Below are 17,269 nucleotides of genomic sequence, written 5' to 3' on the forward strand. Positions count from 1 at the left end.
TCGACACCATCGCCCAGAATGGCGCCATGAGCACCTTGCCCGCTTCCATCGTCGCCATCAAGCCCCTGGCCATGCCCTGGGAGACCCTGGATCCTTTCCTGTTCTGCGTCCACCATGACGACGCCTATCCGCAGGGCAATGGCCGCCATGGGCCGGACGCGGCCCTGCTGCGCGGCCGCCAGATCGGCTCGGACTTCTCCGGCCAGGACGGCTGGAGCATGTACCACGGCCAGCAGGTGCCCGGCTTCCCCGCCCACCCGCATCGCGGCTTCGAGACGGTGACCATCGTGCGTCAGGGCCGCATCGACCACTCCGACTCCCTCGGCGCCGGCGCGCGCTTTGGCGGCGGCGATGTGCAGTGGCTGACCGCCGGCAAGGGCATCGTGCACGCCGAGATGTTCCCGCTGCTGCACACCGACCGGCCCAACCCGCTGGAGCTGTTCCAGATCTGGCTCAACCTGCCAGCCGACAGCAAGATGGTCGAGCCGCACTTCACGATGTTCTGGTCCGAGGACATCCCACGTCATCGCTGCGTCGACCAGGCCGGACGGGCCACCGAAGTCGTCTGCATTGCCGGCGACCTCGCGGCCGCCGATCGCGTGATCAAGCCGCTGGCACCACCGCCGGACTCCTGGGCCTCACGACTGAATGCAGACCTCGCGATGTGGACCTTGCGCCTGGAGCCGGGCGCGCAATGGGTGCTTCCGGCGGCCCTGGGCGACGGCACGCGCCGCAAGCTCTATTTTTTCGCCGGTGCGCAGATCAGCGTCGACGGCCAGGCCGTGGCGGTCGGGTCGGCCATCGAAGTGAAAGCCGGCGCTGCCGTCAGGCTGGTCAACGGCGGCGAAGTCGCCGAGCTGCTGATGCTGCAAGGCCGCCCCATCGGCGAACCGGTGGCGCAATACGGGCCCTTCGTCATGAACACCGAGCAGGAACTGCGCCAGGCCTTCGAGGACTACCGGCGCACCCAGTTCGGCGGCTGGCCGTGGAGCGATGCGGCACCGGTGCACGGCGACGGGCAGGATCGTTTTGCCCGGCATGCCGACGGCAGGGTGGAAAGCCCCGCTTCGCAGGTGCCGCCTCTCCCCGCCTAGGCCCTCAGCAGCGCTGGCCCCGCCGAATTCTCCAGGCGGAACGCCGCCAAACGCTGCGCATACGGGTCCAGGGCATCCTCGGGCCGGCCCAGCGCCAGCCCCGTGACGGCCGCGAACCGCGCTGGCGTGACCTGGCCGTCGGCGATCAGCTCATCCACCAGCGCCAGCAGCGCATGGCGGTGCGTCTGGAGCAGCCGGGTCGCACGCGCATGCTCGGCCTGCAGCAGCGACTCGATGGGTGCATTGCTGGTCTCGACGTCGGTGCACAGATGCTCGTCGCTGTCGGCCGACACGTCGATGCGCCCGATGCGCTCGCCGTGGCCGAGATGGCGCAGCATGCGGGCCGCGGTTTCGGTGGCCTTGCGCAGGTCGCTCTCGGCACCGCCCGAGCTGAGCTCCGGCCCGAAGACCAGCCACTCGGCGGCACGGCCGGCGAGGCTGGTGCAGATGGAGTCCAGCAGATTGCCGCGCGACCAGACCTTGCGCGAGGTGTAGGCGTTGTAGCCGCCCTCGAAGCTGGCGACATGGATCTTGATCTCAGTCGGCGCGCGGCCGAACAGCAGTGCATGCACCAGGCCGTGGCCGGCCTCGTGCACGGCCAGCAAAGCGCGGAAGTCGGGGTTGCTGCGCTGGCGCAGCCGGCTGATCTCGAAAGGCGCGGCGATGGGCTGCGACTGGCCGCGCCAATGCGCGATCAGGCTGCGGCCATCGGCCGTGAGCCCCACGCTGTCGCCGGGGGAGGCGCCGCGCTCCAGCGCCCACAACGCCGCCTTGGCCAGGCCCGCGCCGAGGATGGCGTGCAGCGATGAGAACAGCGGCCGGGTGCCCTGGGCGGGGAACACGGCGTTGGCGTAGATCTGCTCGCGCACGCTCGCGGCCAGCTCGAAGCGCAGGCCGCAGCGGCCTTCAGTTTCGCGGGCATAGCGGAGGCAGCCCTGCTCAATCAGCTGCTCGTAGGCATGGCGCGGCAGCGACGGATAGATCACATGCTCGTTGCCAAGGCGCGCCACCTGCTCGGGCTTGAAACGTTTGTTGAGCGCCTGCTTGACGTCGATGACGCTCAGCTTGACGGTCAGCGCATGGAAGGTGTCCGCATCGCTGTCGCAATCATCCACGCTGGTGGCAAGGTCCTCGTACATCTCGTCGAGGTTGCCGCAGACGAAGATCAGCAGCCGACTGTAGTCGGTGTCCCATTGCGCTTGCCCGCTTTCGCGAAAGGCCTGCAGGCGGGCCTGGATCTGCTCGGGCGTCCAGGCCATGATCTCCAGCAGCGGTTCGTCGAGCTTGAGGTTGCGCTGCAGCTCCTTGGCTTCCCAGCTGCGCAACTTGAAGCGCAGCTTGGCCTCGTCGACGTCGGCGCGTTCGGCGTCGAAGGCGGCCTCAGCGATGGACGACTCGATGTCGCCCAGCAGCGAGAGCGCAGGAGGCAGGCGGCCGTCGGACAGCAGGGCCCAGACGTCCTGGTAGCGTTCGACGCGCAGCTCGTTGCGCTTGAGATCGATGGTGCGAAAACGCTGGAACTCGTCGAGCGCCAGGATGCCTGGCTCGCCCTCGCGCACGCCGGACTGCGCCAGCATGGCCGAGATGCTCGCCGCGGCCCGCCAGCCCGCGCCGTTCGAGAAGCCGTCCATCTGGACTTCGACGAAGCGGTCGTAGAAGCCCAGCAGCTGCGCCAGGCGGCGTACCAACTGGGTCTTGCCCGTGCCCGTCAGGCCCCACAGGCAGACGATGACGGGCCGCGAGACCAGTTCGGGCAGGACATACCAGGCCCGCACCGAATCGATGACGCGGTCGATGATGGCGTCGATGCCGAACAGCTCGGCCTTGAGCTGGGCGGCGATAGCTTGCAGCTGCTCGTTTCTCTGCGCCAGCTGGTCGCGCAGTTCATGCTGGGAATCACTCATCCCAATCCTTTCGTCGCAGCAGCGCCTGCAGCGCCACGCGGTCGGCACGGCGCTGGGCGCCGCGACTTTGGATGTGTTGACCGGCGCCTCGCAAGCCGCGCTGTGCCAGGGCGCGCGCCACGGGGTCGCGCGCGCCTTCAAGCACCAGCGTCATCGGCTGTTTCATGCGGCGCAGGGCCTTGACCCGCCCCTCCTGGAGGGCGCGGGAACGGAGTTGTGCACTCATTCGGTTTCCGAAAAGCAAAAGCCCCGGCTGTGTGGATCCGGGGCTTTGCTCGCCGCGCGGTCTGAGGCCGTATCTGGGAACAGACACGGTTCAGCCGGGGCTCGGGAACCGTGTTCAGTCGATGGTCGTAATGAACAGGGAGGACATAAGGGGATCTCCGTCATGCGGGCGCTGTCGTGGCGCCTTCAGCAATGGGGGCCGGATGATGGTGGTGTTAGCGCCGGCGCGCAAGCGGCAGGCGCTGCGGCGTTGCGCATGGCCAACGGCCTGTGCCGGCTAGAACCGTTGCACGCCGCGTCGCGGGATCTGCGACGACATCACGATGGAGGTGCGCGTCTCGCCGTACTGGTTGATGCCGGCGAGGAAGCCCTCGAGGTCCTGCATGTCCTTGGCGACGACGGTGAACAGGCAGGAGTCGGCCCCCGTCACATGCAGACATTCCAGCACCTGCGGCTTGGCTCTCAGCACCTCGATGAACTTGTGCTTGTAGGGATGCTGGGTGGTGATGGCCACGACGGCCTTGATGATGTAGCCGAGAGCCTCGGGCGCGATGTCGGCGTGATAGCCGCGGATCAGCCCGGCGGCCTCCATCTTCTTGATGCGCTCGGCCGTGGCCGGCAGCGACAGCCCGGCGATCTCGGCCAGGGTCTTCAGCGAGGCGCGGGCGTCGGCCTGCAAGGCCTCGAGAAGGCGCCAGGATTTCTCATCCACGATGCCCATCACGAGATCTCCTAAAACTTTCAGGCAATGCGATGAGTCTGCCTGAAAAACAGCATTTATCGCCCTCACGGCTCTGCATAGACTTTTGGCCCATGGATGCCTCAACCCTGCCCATCTTTCTGAAGTCGACGCTGATTGGCCTGTCCATTGCCGCGCCCGTCGGGCCGATCGGCCTGCTGTGCATCCAGCGCACCCTGGACCACGGCACCCGCGTGGGCCTGGCCACCGGCCTGGGTGCGGCCGTGGCCGACGCCCTCTATGGCGCCATCGGTGCCTTCGGCGTGACGGCGGTGATCACGCTGCTGACCGATGCCCGCTCCGTGCTCGCGCTGGGCGGCGCCCTCTTCCTGCTGTGGCTGGCCTGGCAGGCCTGGCATCAGGCGGAGGCCAGGCAGGCGGCCGCCGTCCAGGGCGGCGTGAAAGGCTGGCAGGCCTTTGGCGGCACCTTCCTGCTGACGATGTCCAACCCCGCCACCATCCTGTCCTTCATCGCGGTGTTCTCGTCGCTGGCCGCCGGCATGGCCAACGTGTCACCCACGTGGATGATCGCCGGCGTCTTCATCGGCTCGGCGGCCTGGTGGCTGGTGCTGGTGGGCATGGTGGGCCGCCTGCGCGAGCGGCTGCGCAGCGCGCATCTGCGCTGGATCCGGCGCGGATCGGCCCTGCTGCTGGCCGGGTTCGCGGCCTATCAGCTGACCACGCTGGTGGCCGGCTAGGCCACGGCGCCGCGCGTGTTCACATACAGCGCGTACAGCGAATGCGTGCTGGCCATGAAGAGGCGATTGCCCTTGGCGCCGCCGAAGCAGAGGTTGGCGCAGCGCTCGGGCAGATGGATATGGGCCAGAGCCTTGCCCGTCGCGTCATAGACCTTGACGCCGTCGAGCCGCGACGCATCGGCGCCGGCGCTGCCATCGCTGCCGAAGCCGCACCAGAGATTGCCCTGCACGTCGATGGCCATGCCGTCGAAGGCGCCGGGGCCGCCGGCATCGACGAAGAGGCGCTTGTTGCTCAGGGCTGCACCGTCCACGTCATAGGCCCAGATGCAGCGATGCGGCCTGGCGCGGCTCTCGATGACGTAGAGGACCTGGCCATCGGGGCTGAAGGCCAGGCCGTTGGGGCCGTTGAGGTCGTCGAGCTGCAGTGTGAGCTCGCCCGTCGCGCCGTCGATACGGTAGACGCCCTGGGCCAGTTCGGGCTCGGCCCTCTCGCCTTCGAAGTCGCTGAGGATGCCGAACAGCGGGTCGCTGAACCACAGGCTGCCGTCAGCTGCGCAGGTGATGTCGTTGGGCGAGTTCAGGCGCTTGCCCTGGTAGCGATCGGCCAGCACCGTGATGCGGCCGTCATACCCGGTGCGCGTGATGCGCCGCGTCAGATGTTCGCAGCTGACCAGCCGACCTTGGGCGTCGCGCACATGGCCGTTGGCGTTGTTGCTGGGGTTGCGGAAGTCGCTGACGGCGCCCGTCGTCTCGTCCCAGCGCAGGATGCGGTTGTTGGGGATGTCGGAGACCAGCAGATAGCGGCCGTCGCCGAACCACACCGGGCCTTCGGCCCAGGCCAGGCCGGTGGCGAGCTGCTCGACGCCGGCGGCAAACAGGCGCAGCGGCAGGAAGGCCTCGTCCAGCACCTCGATGGCCGGATCGGGCCGGCGCGCATTGGGCGTGAAGGCGATCTTCATGCTTCGGGATCTTTTTCGAAGGGACCGAGGGTGACGAACTGGCCGCCCTGGCAGCGCACCTCGGGCCGGCTGGGATCGACATAGGGCTGGGCCGCCTCGACCTCAGCGCGCCAGGGCTCGGAGCTGTCCTGGGGCTTGAAGCCGATGTGGTTGGACTTGCTGTTGTCCCACCAGGTCGAGCGGTTGTCGCTCATGCCGTAGATGATGCTGTGGCCGACGACGGGCGCGCTCAACGCCGCAACCATCAGGCGCTCCAGATCGTCGAAGCTGAGCCAGCTCGACAGCATGCGTCTGTCGGTCGGCACCGGCCAGCTGGAGCCGATGCGCACCGACACCGTCTCCAGGCCGTAGCGGTCGAAATAGAACTGGGCCAGGTCCTCGCCAAAGGCCTTGGACAGGCCGTAATAACTGTCCGGCCGCGGCGCGGCCTGCGGCGTCAGCGTCTCGCCCTGGCTGTAGAAGCCGGTCACATGGTTGGAGCTGGCGAAGATGATGCGCCTGACGCCGCGCTGGCGCGCCGCCTCGTAGACGTTGTAGGCACCGACGATATTGGCCGGCAGCACGACGTCGAAGGGCTTCTCGATGGACACGCCGCCGAAGTGCAGTACCGCGTCGACGTCCTTCAGCAGGGACTGCATCGCGGCCAGGTCTTCCAGGGGCGCCTGCACGACTTCCTCGCCGTCGCCGGCGGGATCCATGGCGGCGAGGTCCGACAGGCGCAGCACATCGCAATAAGCCTTCATGCGCGGGCGCAGCACGCGGCCGAGGTTGCCGGCGGCGCCGGTCAGCAGCAGGCGCTTGAAGCGCGGGGCGGAAAGAGGAGTCATGCAAGACGGCCCGATGCGGGCCGGGGTCAGGAAGCGCCAGCCTTGCGCAGCGGCGGGCGCAGGCGCGGTGCGGCGTCGGACTGGCGTCGGACCAGTTCGAAGTCCTTGAGCTCATGCTCGCAGGGCAGAGGCTCTCCGGTGCGGCGCGCCTTGATGTGGCGCACCAGCAGGTCGACCGCGGCGCCGGCCATCTCCATGATGGGCTGGCGCACGGTGGTCAGTTCGGGCCAGATGGTGGTGGCCAGCGGCGCATCGTCGAAGCCGACGACGGTCAGGTCGCTGGGCACGTCCAGGCCCATGCGGTGGGCGATGGCGACCGTGGCGGCGGCCATGTCGTCATTGCTTGCGAAGATGGCCGTCGGGCGGCGCTCCTGCGACAGCAGGAGCTCCGCCGCGTCCAGGCCCGAGCGGTAGGTGAACATGCCCTGGGCGACGACCTCTTCCTCCTCGATGTTGAGGCCGGCGTCGGCCATGGCCGCATGAAAGCCCGCGAGGCGGCGCGAGCTGCTGCTCTGGTAGGGGTCGCCGATGATGAAGCCCAGGCGGTGGTGGCCCAGGTTCAGCAGGTGGCGCGTCATCTCGTAGGCGGCCTGGTAGTCGTCGATGCCGACGGCGCAGACGTCCTCGGGCGGTTGGCCGGCAGACACGACGACGGCCGGCGTGTCGGTCTCGGCGACGAGCTTCAGAAGCGGCTGGGAATCGCAGAAGGGCGGCGGCAGGATCAACCCGTCGATGCCGTTGGCGATCATCTCGGCCACCGGCTTTTCCTCGCCCTCGCGCGCGGCCTCGCAGCGCTGCACGATGAGCTGCACATGGCGCAGGCTGGCCTTGTTCAGCAGCCCGATCAGGAACTCGTTCAGATAGCCCGCCGTCGGGTCGATATAGAGCATGCCGATGCGGATGGGCTCGGAACCGGCCAGGTGGCGGGCCGCCTGGTTGGGCACGTAGTTCAGCTCGGCGACGGCGGCCTGCACCTTCTCGCGCGTGCCGGGCCGCACGTTCTGCTCACCGTTGATGACCCGCGACACCGTCATCGGCGACACGCCCGCGAGCTGGGCCACGTCGGCGATGGTGGCGACCTTGGTGCTGCGTCCAGCACGTGCGGATGGCTTCAAAGGTTTATTTCCTCGAATGACGGTGGGGCTGTTTGCGCAATCATATTTGGAGCGGGTCTAGCCCCCACGGCCCGGTGCGAAATTGAAACGTTGGGCCTTGTACTCATCCAGGGAATGTGCCGGCGCCCGCGTGCCCGCCGGCAGCGGCAGGCCCGAGACGGACTGGAAATAGGCGACGCAGGCGTCACGCCACCAACGCGCCTCGGCCTCCTGCACGGCGAGATAGGCGGCGACGTCGGCATGGCGCTGCGGGTCGATGTCTGCTTTCAGCGCGGCCCATTGCGAGCGCATGTCGGCCACGGTCGCGACACCGCGGTCATAGCGGGCCACCAGCTCGGCCCACAGCGTGCGGCCCGAGCGCAGCGGATAGTCCCAGGGCAGGTGGTGGAACCACAGCAGCCAGTCTTCGGGCGTCGTCTCGGGCCTGGCCAGGCGGGCGGCCCAGTCGGGCGCGTACTGGGCCACGGCATTGCTGCCGCGCGGCGTGCGGTCGAAGCCGATGCCATCGCGGCCGGCGCGGTGGAAATAGACCGGGTTCCAGTCGGCCCGCTCCAGGTCGTCGACCCAGGGCGCCGGGCCATGGTGGTGGGCGGTGCCCATCAGATGGTGCAGCCCCAGCGGCGTCATGTAGTCGACCACGGCCTCGCGCGAGGCCAGCATCATGGCGACGAGGCTGTCGACGGCGCGCGGCGCGGTCGTGAAGGTCTGCTGCACCCACTCGCGGGCGACGTCGCTTGAGGCCAGCTCGGGGTTCCAGGCCAAGCGGCCGAAGGCGTACCAATTCGCCTGGTCGAAATGCGAGCCGCTCCAGTTGCGGTCGCTGCCGATATTGGCCACACCGGCAATCGCCTTGACATGCTGGGCCACCGGCGCGCCGTCGGGCTGGGCGCGCAGCACCTCCTCGAACAGCGGGCCGAGGTAGACGAGGTGGGTCGAGAAGCCCAGGTATTCCTTGGTGATCTGCAGTTCCAGCGCCAGCGGCGTCTTCGGCATGGCGCCGAACAAGGGATGGAAGGGCTCGCGCGGCTGGAAGTCGATGGCGCCGTTCTTGACCTGCACGATGACGTTGGCAGCAAACTGGCCATCCAGCGGCTGGAACTCGGCGAACGCCTGTTTCGCCCGGTCGCCGGTATCCGGCGCATAGACAAAGGCCCGCCACATGACGACGCCGCCATGGGCGCTGAGCGCCTCGGCCAGCATATTGGCGCCGTCGACGTGATTGCGCCCATAGTCCTGCGGCCCAGGCTGGCCTTCGGAATTGGCCTTGACGAGGAAGCCGCCGAAGTCCGGGATGCTCTGGTAGATCTCGTCGGCCTTGGCCTTCCACCAGGCGCGCACGGCCGGGTCCAGCGGGTCGGCCGTCTTCAGCCCGCCCAGTTCCTTGGGCGCCGAGAAGCGCGCCGACAGCCACACCTTGATGCCATAGGGGCGCAACACCTCGGCCAGCGCCGCCGCCTTGGCGATGAAGGGCGCGGTCAGCGAATCGGCCTTGGCGTTGACGTTGTTCAACACCGTGCCATTGATACCCAGGGATGCGTTGGCACGCGCGTAGTCGACGTACCTGACGTCGCGGAGGTCGGGCAGCTTCCACCAGTCCCAGATCGAGGCGCCGGCATAGCCACGCTCGACCGTGCGGTCCAGGTTGTCCCAATGGTTGAGCAGACGCAGGCCGAGCTTGGGCGCGGCACGCAGGTCCAGCCGGGACAGGTCGGCGCCCGTCTGTGCTGCTCGCAGCCACGCAAAGCTGCCGTAGAGCAGGCCGGTATCGGTGTTGGCGGCGATCACGGTCACCGCCCGGCCGCCCAACTTCAGGCTGCGCAGCGCATAGCCCTCACGGCCGAGTTCTGACCAGGGCAGATCGACACCCTTGGGCGCGTTGGCCGGCGTGACCAGCAGCAACGCGCCGTCCGCCGACTGGGTCGCCGACGCCGCCTCCTTCCCCGTCATGCCGGCCACGCCGCGCTTCAGTTCCGCCACCGCGGCCTGCAGCGTTGGCGAGGCCGGTTCGGCGTGGACGATGCTGCGCGCCTGGGTCGCGACCCGGGCCTGGGCCACCATGGCCAGGCCGCGGTAGCGCAGCCACAAGTCGTAGCCATCCTCCACGGCGCCCCAGGCGGGCAGCAACGCCATCCCCAGCAGCGCCGCTGCCAGCCTCTTGGCCCAAGTCTTCATCCTGTCTCCTGTTGTCGCCCGGGCCAAGACCCCGGAATTGCGGGAATGTTAGAGATTTCTCGCTTGCACAAAGCAAAATGGTAGCGCTACATTTGAGCCCCTAGCAAGCCCGAAAAGAGGCGCCACCGCGCGCCGCGCCCCTGGAGACAGCACGTTGAACCCTGACCTCGCCATCCTGGCTCCCGCGACCTCCGCCCGCGCCACCGCGCCCGGGGCGGCTGCGTTCAAGGGGGCGTGATGGCCGGGGGGCTCGCCAAGCCGCTGGGCCGCCAGCGCTGGATCGTCTGCGCCCTGCTCTTCGTCGCGACCACCATCAACTACATCGACCGCAACGCGTTGTCGGTGCTCAAGACCAGCCTGCAGCAGCCCTTCGAGGCCGGTGGCCTGGCCCTGAGCGACGCGGACTATGGCTGGATCACCTTCGCCTTCACGGCCGCCTACGCCGCCTTTCCACCGCTGATCGGCACGGCCATCGACCGCTTCGGCGTCAAGCGCAGTCTGGCCGCCGCCCTGCTGCTGTGGTCGGCTGCCGCCGCGGCCCATGGCGTGGTGGCCTCGGTGTTCGGGTTGATCGTCGTGCGCTTCCTGCTCGGCATGGCCGAAGCGGCCCATTTCCCCGCTGCCATCAAGGCCGTGGCGATGTGGTTCCCGCAGCAGGAGAGGGCCCTGGCCACCGGCGTCTTCAACTCGGGCACGGCCCTGGGTGTCATCGCCTCACCCATCACGGTCTGGCTGGCGGTCAGCTTCGGCTGGCAGTTCGCCTTTGTCGCCATCGGCGGCGTGGGCCTGGCCTGGCTGGTGTTCTGGGAGCGTGGCTTCAGCGCGCCGGAACAGCACCAGCGCGTCTCGGCCGAGGAACTGGCCCACATCCAGGCCGGCCAGCCGGCGCAGCAGGCGACGGTCAAGCTGCCCTGGACGGCCCTGTTGCGCTTCAAGGCCATCTGGCCCTTTCTGATTGGCAAGCTGCTGACCGACCCGGTCTGGTGGTTCTTCCTGTTCTGGCTGCCGTCCTATCTGGAGCGCGAGCGCGGCCAGAACCCGCTGAAGAGCGCCGGCCTCGTCGCGCTGATCTATCTCGGCTCCAGCGTCGGCTCCATCTTCGGCGGCTGGCTGTCCAGCACCCTGGTCAAGCGCGGCTGGCCCGTCGGCCATGCTCGCATGACGGCCATGGGCGCCGCCGCGGCCTGCATGCCCGGCGCCATCCTGGCCTACAGCAGCGACAGCTTTGCGCTGTGCATCGCGCTGATCACGCTGGCCACGGCCTGCCACCAGGCCTGGTCGGCCAATCTGCTGACCTCGGCGACCGACCTCTTCCCGACCAAGGTCTCGGGCGCCGTCATCGGCCTGGGCGCCACGGCCGGCGGCATCGGCGGCATGTTCATCGCGCTGCTGGCCGCGCTCGCCGTGCAGTGGACAGGCACCCAGCAGTGGGTGTTCGTCTTCGCCGGCCTGATGCACCTGAGCAGCCTCGGCATCTTCTGGCTGTGGTTCCATGGCCGCTTCGAGCGCGTGGATGTCGACGCCGGCATGGACATGCGCCTGCCCCACCGGGGCCTGCTGACGGCGGGCGGCCTGCTCGCCACCGTCGGTGCCGCGCTCGCCTGGCTGATCGCCGCGAACTGGGAAGCCTGCGTCGCCGCAGCCAGGTTCTCCGGCGCCGCCCAGGCCTTGACCGCCGCCATCGGCGTCACGCTGATCGGTGGCGCACTGCTGCATGCCGGCCGTCCGCGTGCCGCTTCGGAGGTGCTGGCATGCAGCTGACCGCCGACCAGCACCTGCTCAAGGACCTCAACCGCATGGCCATCGTGCGGCAGTTGAGCGCCTGGCCGGGCCAGTCGCGTGCGGCCTTGGCCGAGGCCCTGCAATTGACCAAGTCCACCGTCAGCGCCCTGACCAGGGAGCTGATCGCCGAGGGCTGGCTGCTGGAGCGCGAGGTCGTCGCCACCGGCGAGCTGGGCCGCCGGCCCACGCCTCTCTTTGTCGACCCCGGCCGCCTCGTGCTGCTGGGCGCCGAACTGGGCGTGGACGGCGTCAACGTCGTCGCCACCTCGCTGACCGGCGACGTGCTGGCCCGCGCCCGCTCGCCCCTGGACGCCGGCCGCGACGCCCACCTGGCCCTGGTGCGTGCCGCCAAGCTGCTGCTGCAGGTGCATGCGCGCCTGGACACGCCGGCCCAGCGCGTCATCGGCATCGGTATCGGCCTGCCCGGCGCCGTTGACGAGGCGCGCGGCCATCTGCACTTCGCCCACAACCTCGGCTGGCGTGACCTGCCCGCCGGCCGGCTGCTGTCCGAGCACCTGCGCGGCACGCCGCTGCAAGGCGCGCCCCTCTTCGTGCAGAACGACGCCGACATGGCCGTCATGGGCGAACTGGAATTCGGCGCCGCCAACGAAGCCGTACCCGATCCGCTGATCTTCCTGAGCCTGGGCCTGGGTGTGGGCGCCGGCATCGTCGTGGAGGACAGGCTGCTGACCGGCGCCCATGGCCTGGCCGGCGAGGTCGGCCACACGACGCTGGACATCGACGGCCCGCGCTGCAGCTGCGGCCGCCGCGGTTGCGCCGAGGCCATGATCGGCTTTCGCGCCATGTTGCCGGAAGGTGACGCGGCCGGCGGCCTGGCCGAAGTGCAACGCCGCCTGCACAGCAAGGCGCCCGGCAGCACTGAGGCCGTGGCCCAGGCCGGCCGCTATCTCGGCATGCTGCTGGCCAATCTCTGCGCCGCCTACGACCCCGGCCGCATCGTGCTCGGCGGCAGCGCCGTCGAACTCGGATCGCCCTTCCTGCATGCGGCCTTCCAGACCCTGGAAGGCTTTGCCACCGCCGCGAGCGTGGCCACACCCACGGTCACCCTGACCCGCTTCGGCGCCGACGCCGTCCCCGTCGGCGCCGCGGCACTGGCCCGTTATCGACTCACCCGCCCCCTGATCGCCGCCCGCCGCCTGGCCGCGGCCGCCTGACTTCGTCGTACTGATTCCATGATCACCAATCCCATCCTGCCGGGCTTCCATGCCGACCCCTCGATCTGCCGCGTCGGCGACGACTACTACATCGCCACCTCCACCTTCGAGTGGTGGCCCGGCGTGCGCATCCATCATTCGCGCGACCTCAAGCACTGGCGCCATCACAGCTATGCCTGCACGCGCAAGAGCCAGCTCGACCTGCTCGGCCACCCCGACTCGGCCGGCGTCTGGGCGCCCTGCCTGAGCCATGCCGGCGGCCAGTTCTGGCTGATCTACACCGATGTGCGCTCCACCATCGGCGCCTTCAAGGACACGCACAACTATCTGATCACGGCGCCCAGCATCGACGGCCCGTGGAGCGAGCCCATCTATCTGAACAGCTCGGGCTTCGACCCCAGCCTCTTCCATGACGAGGACGGCCGCCACTGGCTCGTGAACCAGCAGTGGATCCACCAGCCCGGCAAGCACCACTTCAACGGCATCCTGCTGCAGGAGTACGACCATGAGGCCAGGCGCCTGGTCGGCCCGGTCAAGAACATCTACGCCGGTACCGAGCTGCAGGTCGTCGAAGGCCCGCATCTGTACCGCCGCAAGGGCTGGTACTACCTGATGACGGCCGAGGGCGGCACCTTCTACGAGCATGCCGTGACGCTGGCCCGCTCGCGCAACATCGACGGTCCCTACGAGACCCTGCCGGGCAACCCGCTGCTGACGGCCTGGAAGCAGCCCACCGACGGCCTGCAGCGCAGCGGCCACGCCAGCCTGGTCGAGACCCAGAACGGCGACTGGTACCTGGCCCACCTCTGCGGCCGGCCGCTGGAATGGAGTGGCCCGAACGCCGGCAAGCAGAACGGCGTCTACGAAAACCTGCACTGCCCGCTGGGCCGCGAGACCGGCATCCAGCGCATCCACTGGCGCGACGATGACTGGCCTGAGATCGAGGGCGGCGGCAATGCGCCGCGCCTGCAGGTTGCCGAGCCCGGCCTACCCGAACATGTCTTCCCCGCCGAGGCGGTGCGCGACGACTTCGATTCGCCGACGCTGAACCATCACCTGAACTCGCTGCGCGTCCCTTTCGACGAGAGCTGGCTCTCGCTGACCGAACGCCCCGGCTGGCTGCGCCTCAAGGGCCGCGAGTCGCTGATGAGCCTGTTTGACCAGAGCCTGGTCGCACGCCGCCAGCAGCACTTCAACTGCCGCGTCGAGACGCGGCTGGAGTTCGCGCCCGAACTCTTCCAGCAGATGGCTGGACTGGTCGCCTACTACAACACCGGCAACCACGCCTATCTGCATATCAGCCGCGACGTCGATTCCAACAAGCGCGTGCTGCGCCTGACCGTCAATCGCGACTCGGCGCTGAGCGAGCCGGCCACGCCCGTCGCGTTGGAAGACGGCGCTGTGGACCTGGCCGTCGAGTTCCGCCACGACCGCTACCAGTTCCAGTTCCGCCAGGGCGACGCGGCCTGGCAGGACGTTGGCCCGCTGCTGGACACCGCCATGCTCAGCGACGAGGCGGTCACGCGCTTCGTCGACGGCTATGCCCGCAGCTTCGGTTTTACCGGCAACTTCATCGGCATCGCCTGCCAGGACCTGTCGGGCCAGCGCCTTGCCGCCGACTTCGACTACTTCTCCTACGAAGCGCAGCCCTGAGACCAGCGCTCACACAACAACAGACGAGACAAGCCCATGGCCACCACCCACGCACCGTTGTCCTTCCTGGAGAAGGCCGGCTACAGCTGCGGCGACGCCGCCGCCAACTTCGTCTTCATGACGATGGTGCTGTTCCAGCTCAACTTCTACACGGACGTGTTCGGTCTGTCGGCCAGCACGGCCGCGGCCATCCTGCTGTGGCCGCGGCTGTGGGACGCTCTCTTCGACCCCATCATGGGCATCCTCGCCGACCGCACGAACACCCGCTGGGGCAAGTTCCGGCCCTGGGTGCTGTGGACGACCCTGCCCTGGTGCGTCGTCATGATCGCGGCCTACACGACGCCCGACCCGAGCTGGGGCTGGAGCACCGGCATGGTCATCGCCTACGCCGGCATCACCAACACGCTGCTGATGACGCTGTACTCGATGAACAACATGCCCTACTCGGCCCTGGGCGGCGTCATGACGGGCGACCTGAACGAGCGCACCAAGCTCAACTCCTACCGCTTCGTGTCGGTCAACATCGCGCAGTTCATCGTCGGCGGCTTCACGCTGCCGCTGGTGGCCAAGTTCGCGCAAGGCCATGACCGCGCCCACGGCTGGCAAGTCACGATGACGATCTGGGCCGCGCTGTGCCTGGTGCTGTTCGTGATCACCTTCTTCACGACGAAGGAGCGCATCAAGCCCATCGTGGAGACCCACGCCTCGCCCCGGCAGGACTTCGCCGACCTGCTGAAGAACGGCCCGTGGATCGCCCTGGTGGCCTACACGGTCTTCAACTTCGGCATGCTGTCGCTGCGCGGCGGCGCCCACTACAGCTACTACCACCACTATGTCGACAAGGCCGCCATGTTCGACTTCGTCGCGGCGCTGGGCCTAACGACGCCCGACCCCGCCGGCACCGGCAGCCTCGCCGACACCCTGGGCTATATCGTGCACGGCACGCGCGACAGCCTGGCCCAGTCCAATGTGGCCGACGTCTACAACAGCATCCTGAACATGGCCGGCTTCGGCACGACCATCGTCGTCATCATGCTGACCGCGGGGCTCTCGGCACGCTTCGGCAAGCGCACCGTCGCGATCGCCGGCTTTGCGCTGGCGACGCTGCAGGCCTGCGCCCTGTACTTCATGCCGCCCACGGCCGTGTGGGGCATGCTGGGGCTGCACATGCTGGGCTCGGTCTTCTACGCGCCCACCATCGCCGTCATGTGGGCCATGTATGCCGACGCGGCCGACTACTCCGAATGGCAGACCGGCCGCCGCTTCACCGGCATGGTCTTCGCCACCATCGGCTTCTCGCTGAAGTCGGGCCTGGCCCTGGGCTCGGCGGGCCTGCTGTGGTGCCTGGCCGGCTTCTTCGGCTACGACACCCAGCAACCCACGGCGGCCAACGCCGTCGAGGGCTACCGCGTCATGTCCAGCTTCGGCGTCGGCGCGCTGTTCGCGGCCTGCACCCTCTGCATGCTGGCCAACAGACTGAACAAGCACACCACGTTGAAGATGGCCGACGACCTCGCCCAACGCCGCCTGCAAGCCGGCCTGGCGCCCGCCTGAACCTCCTGCTCGCCCTTCCCTCCTTCCCTATTCCCCGCTGTAAGGACCCCGCCATGAGCACCGCCTACTCCGACCTCCCCACCGTCAAGTACGAAGGCCCCTCCTCCACCAACCCGCTGGCCTATCGCTGGTACGACGCCAAGCGCGTCGTGCTGGGCAAGACCCTGGCCGAGCATCTGCGCCCCGCTGTCTGCTACTGGCACAACTTCTGCTGGAAGGGCGAGGACGTCTTCGGCCTGGGCGCCACCGCCTTCCAGCGCAACTGGTTCGCCGAGGGCGATGCCGTCAAGTCGGCGCAGCTGAAGCTGGACGCCGCCTTCGACTTCTTCGGCAAGCTGGGTCTGCCCTACTGGTGCTTCCATGACCGCGACGTGGCCCCGGAGGGCGCGACGCTGGCCGAGTCCAACCGCATCCTCGACGGCCTGCTCGAAGTCGCCGCCAGGAAGATGCAGGATCAGAAGATCGGCCTGCTATGGGGTACGGCCAACCTGTTCTCCAACCCGCGCTTCATGAGCGGCGCCGCCACCAATCCGGATCCCGAGGTCTTCGCCTACGCCGCCGCGCAGGTCAAGCATGTGCTGGAGTGGACGAACCGCCTGGGCGGCCAGAACTATGTACTGTGGGGCGGCCGCGAAGGCTACGAGACCCTGCTGAACACCGACCTCAAGCGCGAGTTGGCCCAGTACGGCCGCTTCCTCAGCGCCGTCGTCGAGCACAAGCACAAGATCGGCTTCAAGGGCGCCATCCTCATCGAACCCAAGCCGCAGGAACCGACCAAGCACCAGTACGACTACGACAGCGCCACGGTCTACGGCTTCCTGAAGACCTATGGCCTGGAGAACGAGGTCAAGGTCAACCTCGAGGTCAACCACGCGACGCTGGCGGGCCACAGCTTCGAGCATGAAGTGGCCACCGCCTGCGCCCTGGGCATCTTCGGCTCCATCGACGCCAACCGCGGCGACGAGCAACTGGGCTGGGACACCGACCAGTTCCCCAACAACCACGCGGCACTCGTGCCCGCCATGCTGGAGATCATCCGCGCCGGCGGCTTCACGACCGGCGGCACCAACTTCGACGCCAAGGTGCGCCGCCAGTCCATCGACCCGACCGACCAGCTGGAGGGCCATATCGGCGGCATGGACACCATGGCCCGCGCCTTCCTCAGCGCGGCGGCGCTGTATGAGAGCGGTCAACTGGAAAAGGCCGTTGGCGACCGCTATGCCGGTTGGGAAGGCGACCTCGGCAAGAAGATCCACGCTGGCGCCAGCCTGGATGACTTGGCCGCAGTCGTGCACGCTCAAGGCATCTCGCCCATCGCTCGTTCGGGTCGTCAAGAACGCCTGGAAAACATCGTCAACAACTTCGTCTGATC

General features: G+C 68.3%; 14 protein-coding genes. 7 read left to right on the top strand and 7 right to left on the bottom strand.

Going from position 1 to position 17,269, the window contains the following annotated elements; genetic code table 11:
- The first annotated feature begins 26 nt into the window (after nt 1–26).
- The gene (locus J2X20_RS10520; protein ID WP_310264182.1) at nt 27–1,094 is read left to right on the top strand and encodes a pirin family protein; all 1,068 of its coding nucleotides are present in this window, start codon (nt 27–29) and stop codon (nt 1,092–1,094) included.
- Here J2X20_RS10520 and J2X20_RS10525 read toward each other — a convergent pair.
- The 3 genes from J2X20_RS10525 to J2X20_RS10535 form a co-directional block, all read right to left on the bottom strand.
- Complete coding sequence (locus J2X20_RS10525; protein ID WP_310264183.1) at nt 1,091–2,998, bottom strand: AAA family ATPase; 1,908 nt, start codon at nt 2,996–2,998, stop codon at nt 1,091–1,093. The genes J2X20_RS10520 and J2X20_RS10525 overlap by 4 nt on opposite strands.
- On the bottom strand, nt 2,991–3,224 hold the full coding sequence (locus tag J2X20_RS10530; protein WP_310264186.1) for a hypothetical protein: 234 nt from the start codon (nt 3,222–3,224) through the stop codon (nt 2,991–2,993). Before J2X20_RS10530 ends, J2X20_RS10525 begins: the two co-directional genes overlap by 8 nt.
- A gap of 276 nt (nt 3,225–3,500) precedes the next feature.
- Nucleotides 3,501–3,944: an Lrp/AsnC family transcriptional regulator gene (locus J2X20_RS10535; protein WP_310264188.1), complete on the bottom strand. Its 444-nt coding sequence runs from the start codon at nt 3,942–3,944 to the stop codon at nt 3,501–3,503.
- Nucleotides 3,945–4,036: 92 nt separating this feature from the next.
- On the opposite strand from J2X20_RS10535, the gene J2X20_RS10540 reads away from it, so the two are divergent.
- Nucleotides 4,037–4,660 carry a LysE family translocator gene (locus tag J2X20_RS10540; protein WP_310264190.1) on the top strand — a complete coding sequence of 208 codons (624 nt, stop codon included), beginning with the start codon at nt 4,037–4,039 and terminating at the stop codon, nt 4,658–4,660.
- On the opposite strand, the gene J2X20_RS10545 is transcribed toward J2X20_RS10540, so the two are convergent.
- Genes J2X20_RS10545 through J2X20_RS10560 form a run of 4 tightly spaced genes read right to left on the bottom strand, consistent with a single transcriptional unit; the run spans nt 4,657 to nt 9,733 of the window.
- A complete protein-coding gene (locus J2X20_RS10545; protein ID WP_310264191.1) occupies nt 4,657–5,619 on the bottom strand; it encodes an SMP-30/gluconolactonase/LRE family protein in 963 nt (320 codons plus the stop codon). The two genes, J2X20_RS10540 and J2X20_RS10545, sit on opposite strands and share 4 nt — an antisense overlap.
- A complete protein-coding gene (locus tag J2X20_RS10550; protein WP_310264193.1) occupies nt 5,616–6,446 on the bottom strand; it encodes an NAD-dependent epimerase/dehydratase family protein in 831 nt (276 codons plus the stop codon). The genes J2X20_RS10545 and J2X20_RS10550 overlap by 4 nt, the downstream gene beginning before the upstream one ends.
- Nucleotides 6,447–6,472: 26 nt before the next feature.
- The gene (locus J2X20_RS10555) at nt 6,473–7,561 is read right to left on the bottom strand and encodes a LacI family DNA-binding transcriptional regulator (protein ID WP_310264195.1); all 1,089 of its coding nucleotides are present in this window, start codon (nt 7,559–7,561) and stop codon (nt 6,473–6,475) included.
- A 57-nt stretch (nt 7,562–7,618) separates the two neighbouring features.
- Nucleotides 7,619–9,733, bottom strand: a complete 2,115-nt coding sequence (locus tag J2X20_RS10560) for an alpha-glucuronidase family glycosyl hydrolase (protein WP_310264197.1) — start codon at nt 9,731–9,733, stop codon at nt 7,619–7,621.
- A gap of 237 nt (nt 9,734–9,970) precedes the next feature.
- On the opposite strand from J2X20_RS10560, the gene J2X20_RS10565 reads away from it, so the two are divergent.
- Genes J2X20_RS10565 through xylA form a run of 5 tightly spaced genes read left to right on the top strand, consistent with a single transcriptional unit; the run spans nt 9,971 to nt 17,267 of the window.
- Nucleotides 9,971–11,494 carry an MFS transporter gene (locus J2X20_RS10565; protein WP_310264199.1) on the top strand — a complete coding sequence of 508 codons (1,524 nt, stop codon included), beginning with the start codon at nt 9,971–9,973 and terminating at the stop codon, nt 11,492–11,494.
- Nucleotides 11,485–12,690 carry an ROK family transcriptional regulator gene (locus J2X20_RS10570; protein ID WP_310264201.1) on the top strand — a complete coding sequence of 402 codons (1,206 nt, stop codon included), beginning with the start codon at nt 11,485–11,487 and terminating at the stop codon, nt 12,688–12,690. The genes J2X20_RS10565 and J2X20_RS10570 overlap by 10 nt, the downstream gene beginning before the upstream one ends.
- Nucleotides 12,691–12,708: 18 nt before the next feature.
- Nucleotides 12,709–14,343 (top strand): glycoside hydrolase family 43 protein, encoded by a 1,635-nt coding sequence (locus J2X20_RS10575; protein ID WP_310264203.1) that lies wholly within the window; start codon nt 12,709–12,711, stop codon nt 14,341–14,343.
- Between the two features lie 36 nt (nt 14,344–14,379).
- Complete coding sequence (locus tag J2X20_RS10580; RefSeq protein WP_310264205.1) at nt 14,380–15,897, top strand: MFS transporter; 1,518 nt, start codon at nt 14,380–14,382, stop codon at nt 15,895–15,897.
- A 53-nt stretch (nt 15,898–15,950) separates the two neighbouring features.
- Nucleotides 15,951–17,267: a xylose isomerase gene (gene xylA, locus J2X20_RS10585; RefSeq protein WP_310264207.1), complete on the top strand. Its 1,317-nt coding sequence runs from the start codon at nt 15,951–15,953 to the stop codon at nt 17,265–17,267.
- The last annotated feature ends 2 nt before the right edge of the window (nt 17,268–17,269 follow it).

The sequence above is a fragment of the Roseateles saccharophilus genome (genome assembly GCF_031458095.1).
Classification (GTDB): domain Bacteria; phylum Pseudomonadota; class Gammaproteobacteria; order Burkholderiales; family Burkholderiaceae_C; genus Pelomonas; species Pelomonas saccharophila_A.

What these genes read in the sequence shown, in the direction of transcription:
- J2X20_RS10560 (WP_310264197.1), bottom strand. Translation starts at nt 9,733, where the DNA reads ATGAAGACTTGGGCCAAGAGGCTGGCAGCGGCGCTGCTGGGGATGGCG.
- J2X20_RS10550 (WP_310264193.1), bottom strand. Translation starts at nt 6,446, where the DNA reads ATGACTCCTCTTTCCGCCCCGCGCTTCAAGCGCCTGCTGCTGACCGGC.
- J2X20_RS10520 (WP_310264182.1), top strand. Translation starts at nt 27, where the DNA reads ATGAGCACCTTGCCCGCTTCCATCGTCGCCATCAAGCCCCTGGCCATG.
- J2X20_RS10530 (WP_310264186.1), bottom strand. Translation starts at nt 3,224, where the DNA reads ATGAGTGCACAACTCCGTTCCCGCGCCCTCCAGGAGGGGCGGGTCAAG.
- J2X20_RS10535 (WP_310264188.1), bottom strand. Translation starts at nt 3,944, where the DNA reads ATGGGCATCGTGGATGAGAAATCCTGGCGCCTTCTCGAGGCCTTGCAG.
- J2X20_RS10565 (WP_310264199.1), top strand. Translation starts at nt 9,971, where the DNA reads ATGGCCGGGGGGCTCGCCAAGCCGCTGGGCCGCCAGCGCTGGATCGTC.
- xylA (WP_310264207.1), top strand. Translation starts at nt 15,951, where the DNA reads ATGAGCACCGCCTACTCCGACCTCCCCACCGTCAAGTACGAAGGCCCC.
- J2X20_RS10545 (WP_310264191.1), bottom strand. Translation starts at nt 5,619, where the DNA reads ATGAAGATCGCCTTCACGCCCAATGCGCGCCGGCCCGATCCGGCCATC.
- J2X20_RS10575 (WP_310264203.1), top strand. Translation starts at nt 12,709, where the DNA reads ATGATCACCAATCCCATCCTGCCGGGCTTCCATGCCGACCCCTCGATC.
- J2X20_RS10540 (WP_310264190.1), top strand. Translation starts at nt 4,037, where the DNA reads ATGGATGCCTCAACCCTGCCCATCTTTCTGAAGTCGACGCTGATTGGC.
- J2X20_RS10525 (WP_310264183.1), bottom strand. Translation starts at nt 2,998, where the DNA reads ATGAGTGATTCCCAGCATGAACTGCGCGACCAGCTGGCGCAGAGAAAC.
- J2X20_RS10570 (WP_310264201.1), top strand. Translation starts at nt 11,485, where the DNA reads ATGCAGCTGACCGCCGACCAGCACCTGCTCAAGGACCTCAACCGCATG.
- J2X20_RS10580 (WP_310264205.1), top strand. Translation starts at nt 14,380, where the DNA reads ATGGCCACCACCCACGCACCGTTGTCCTTCCTGGAGAAGGCCGGCTAC.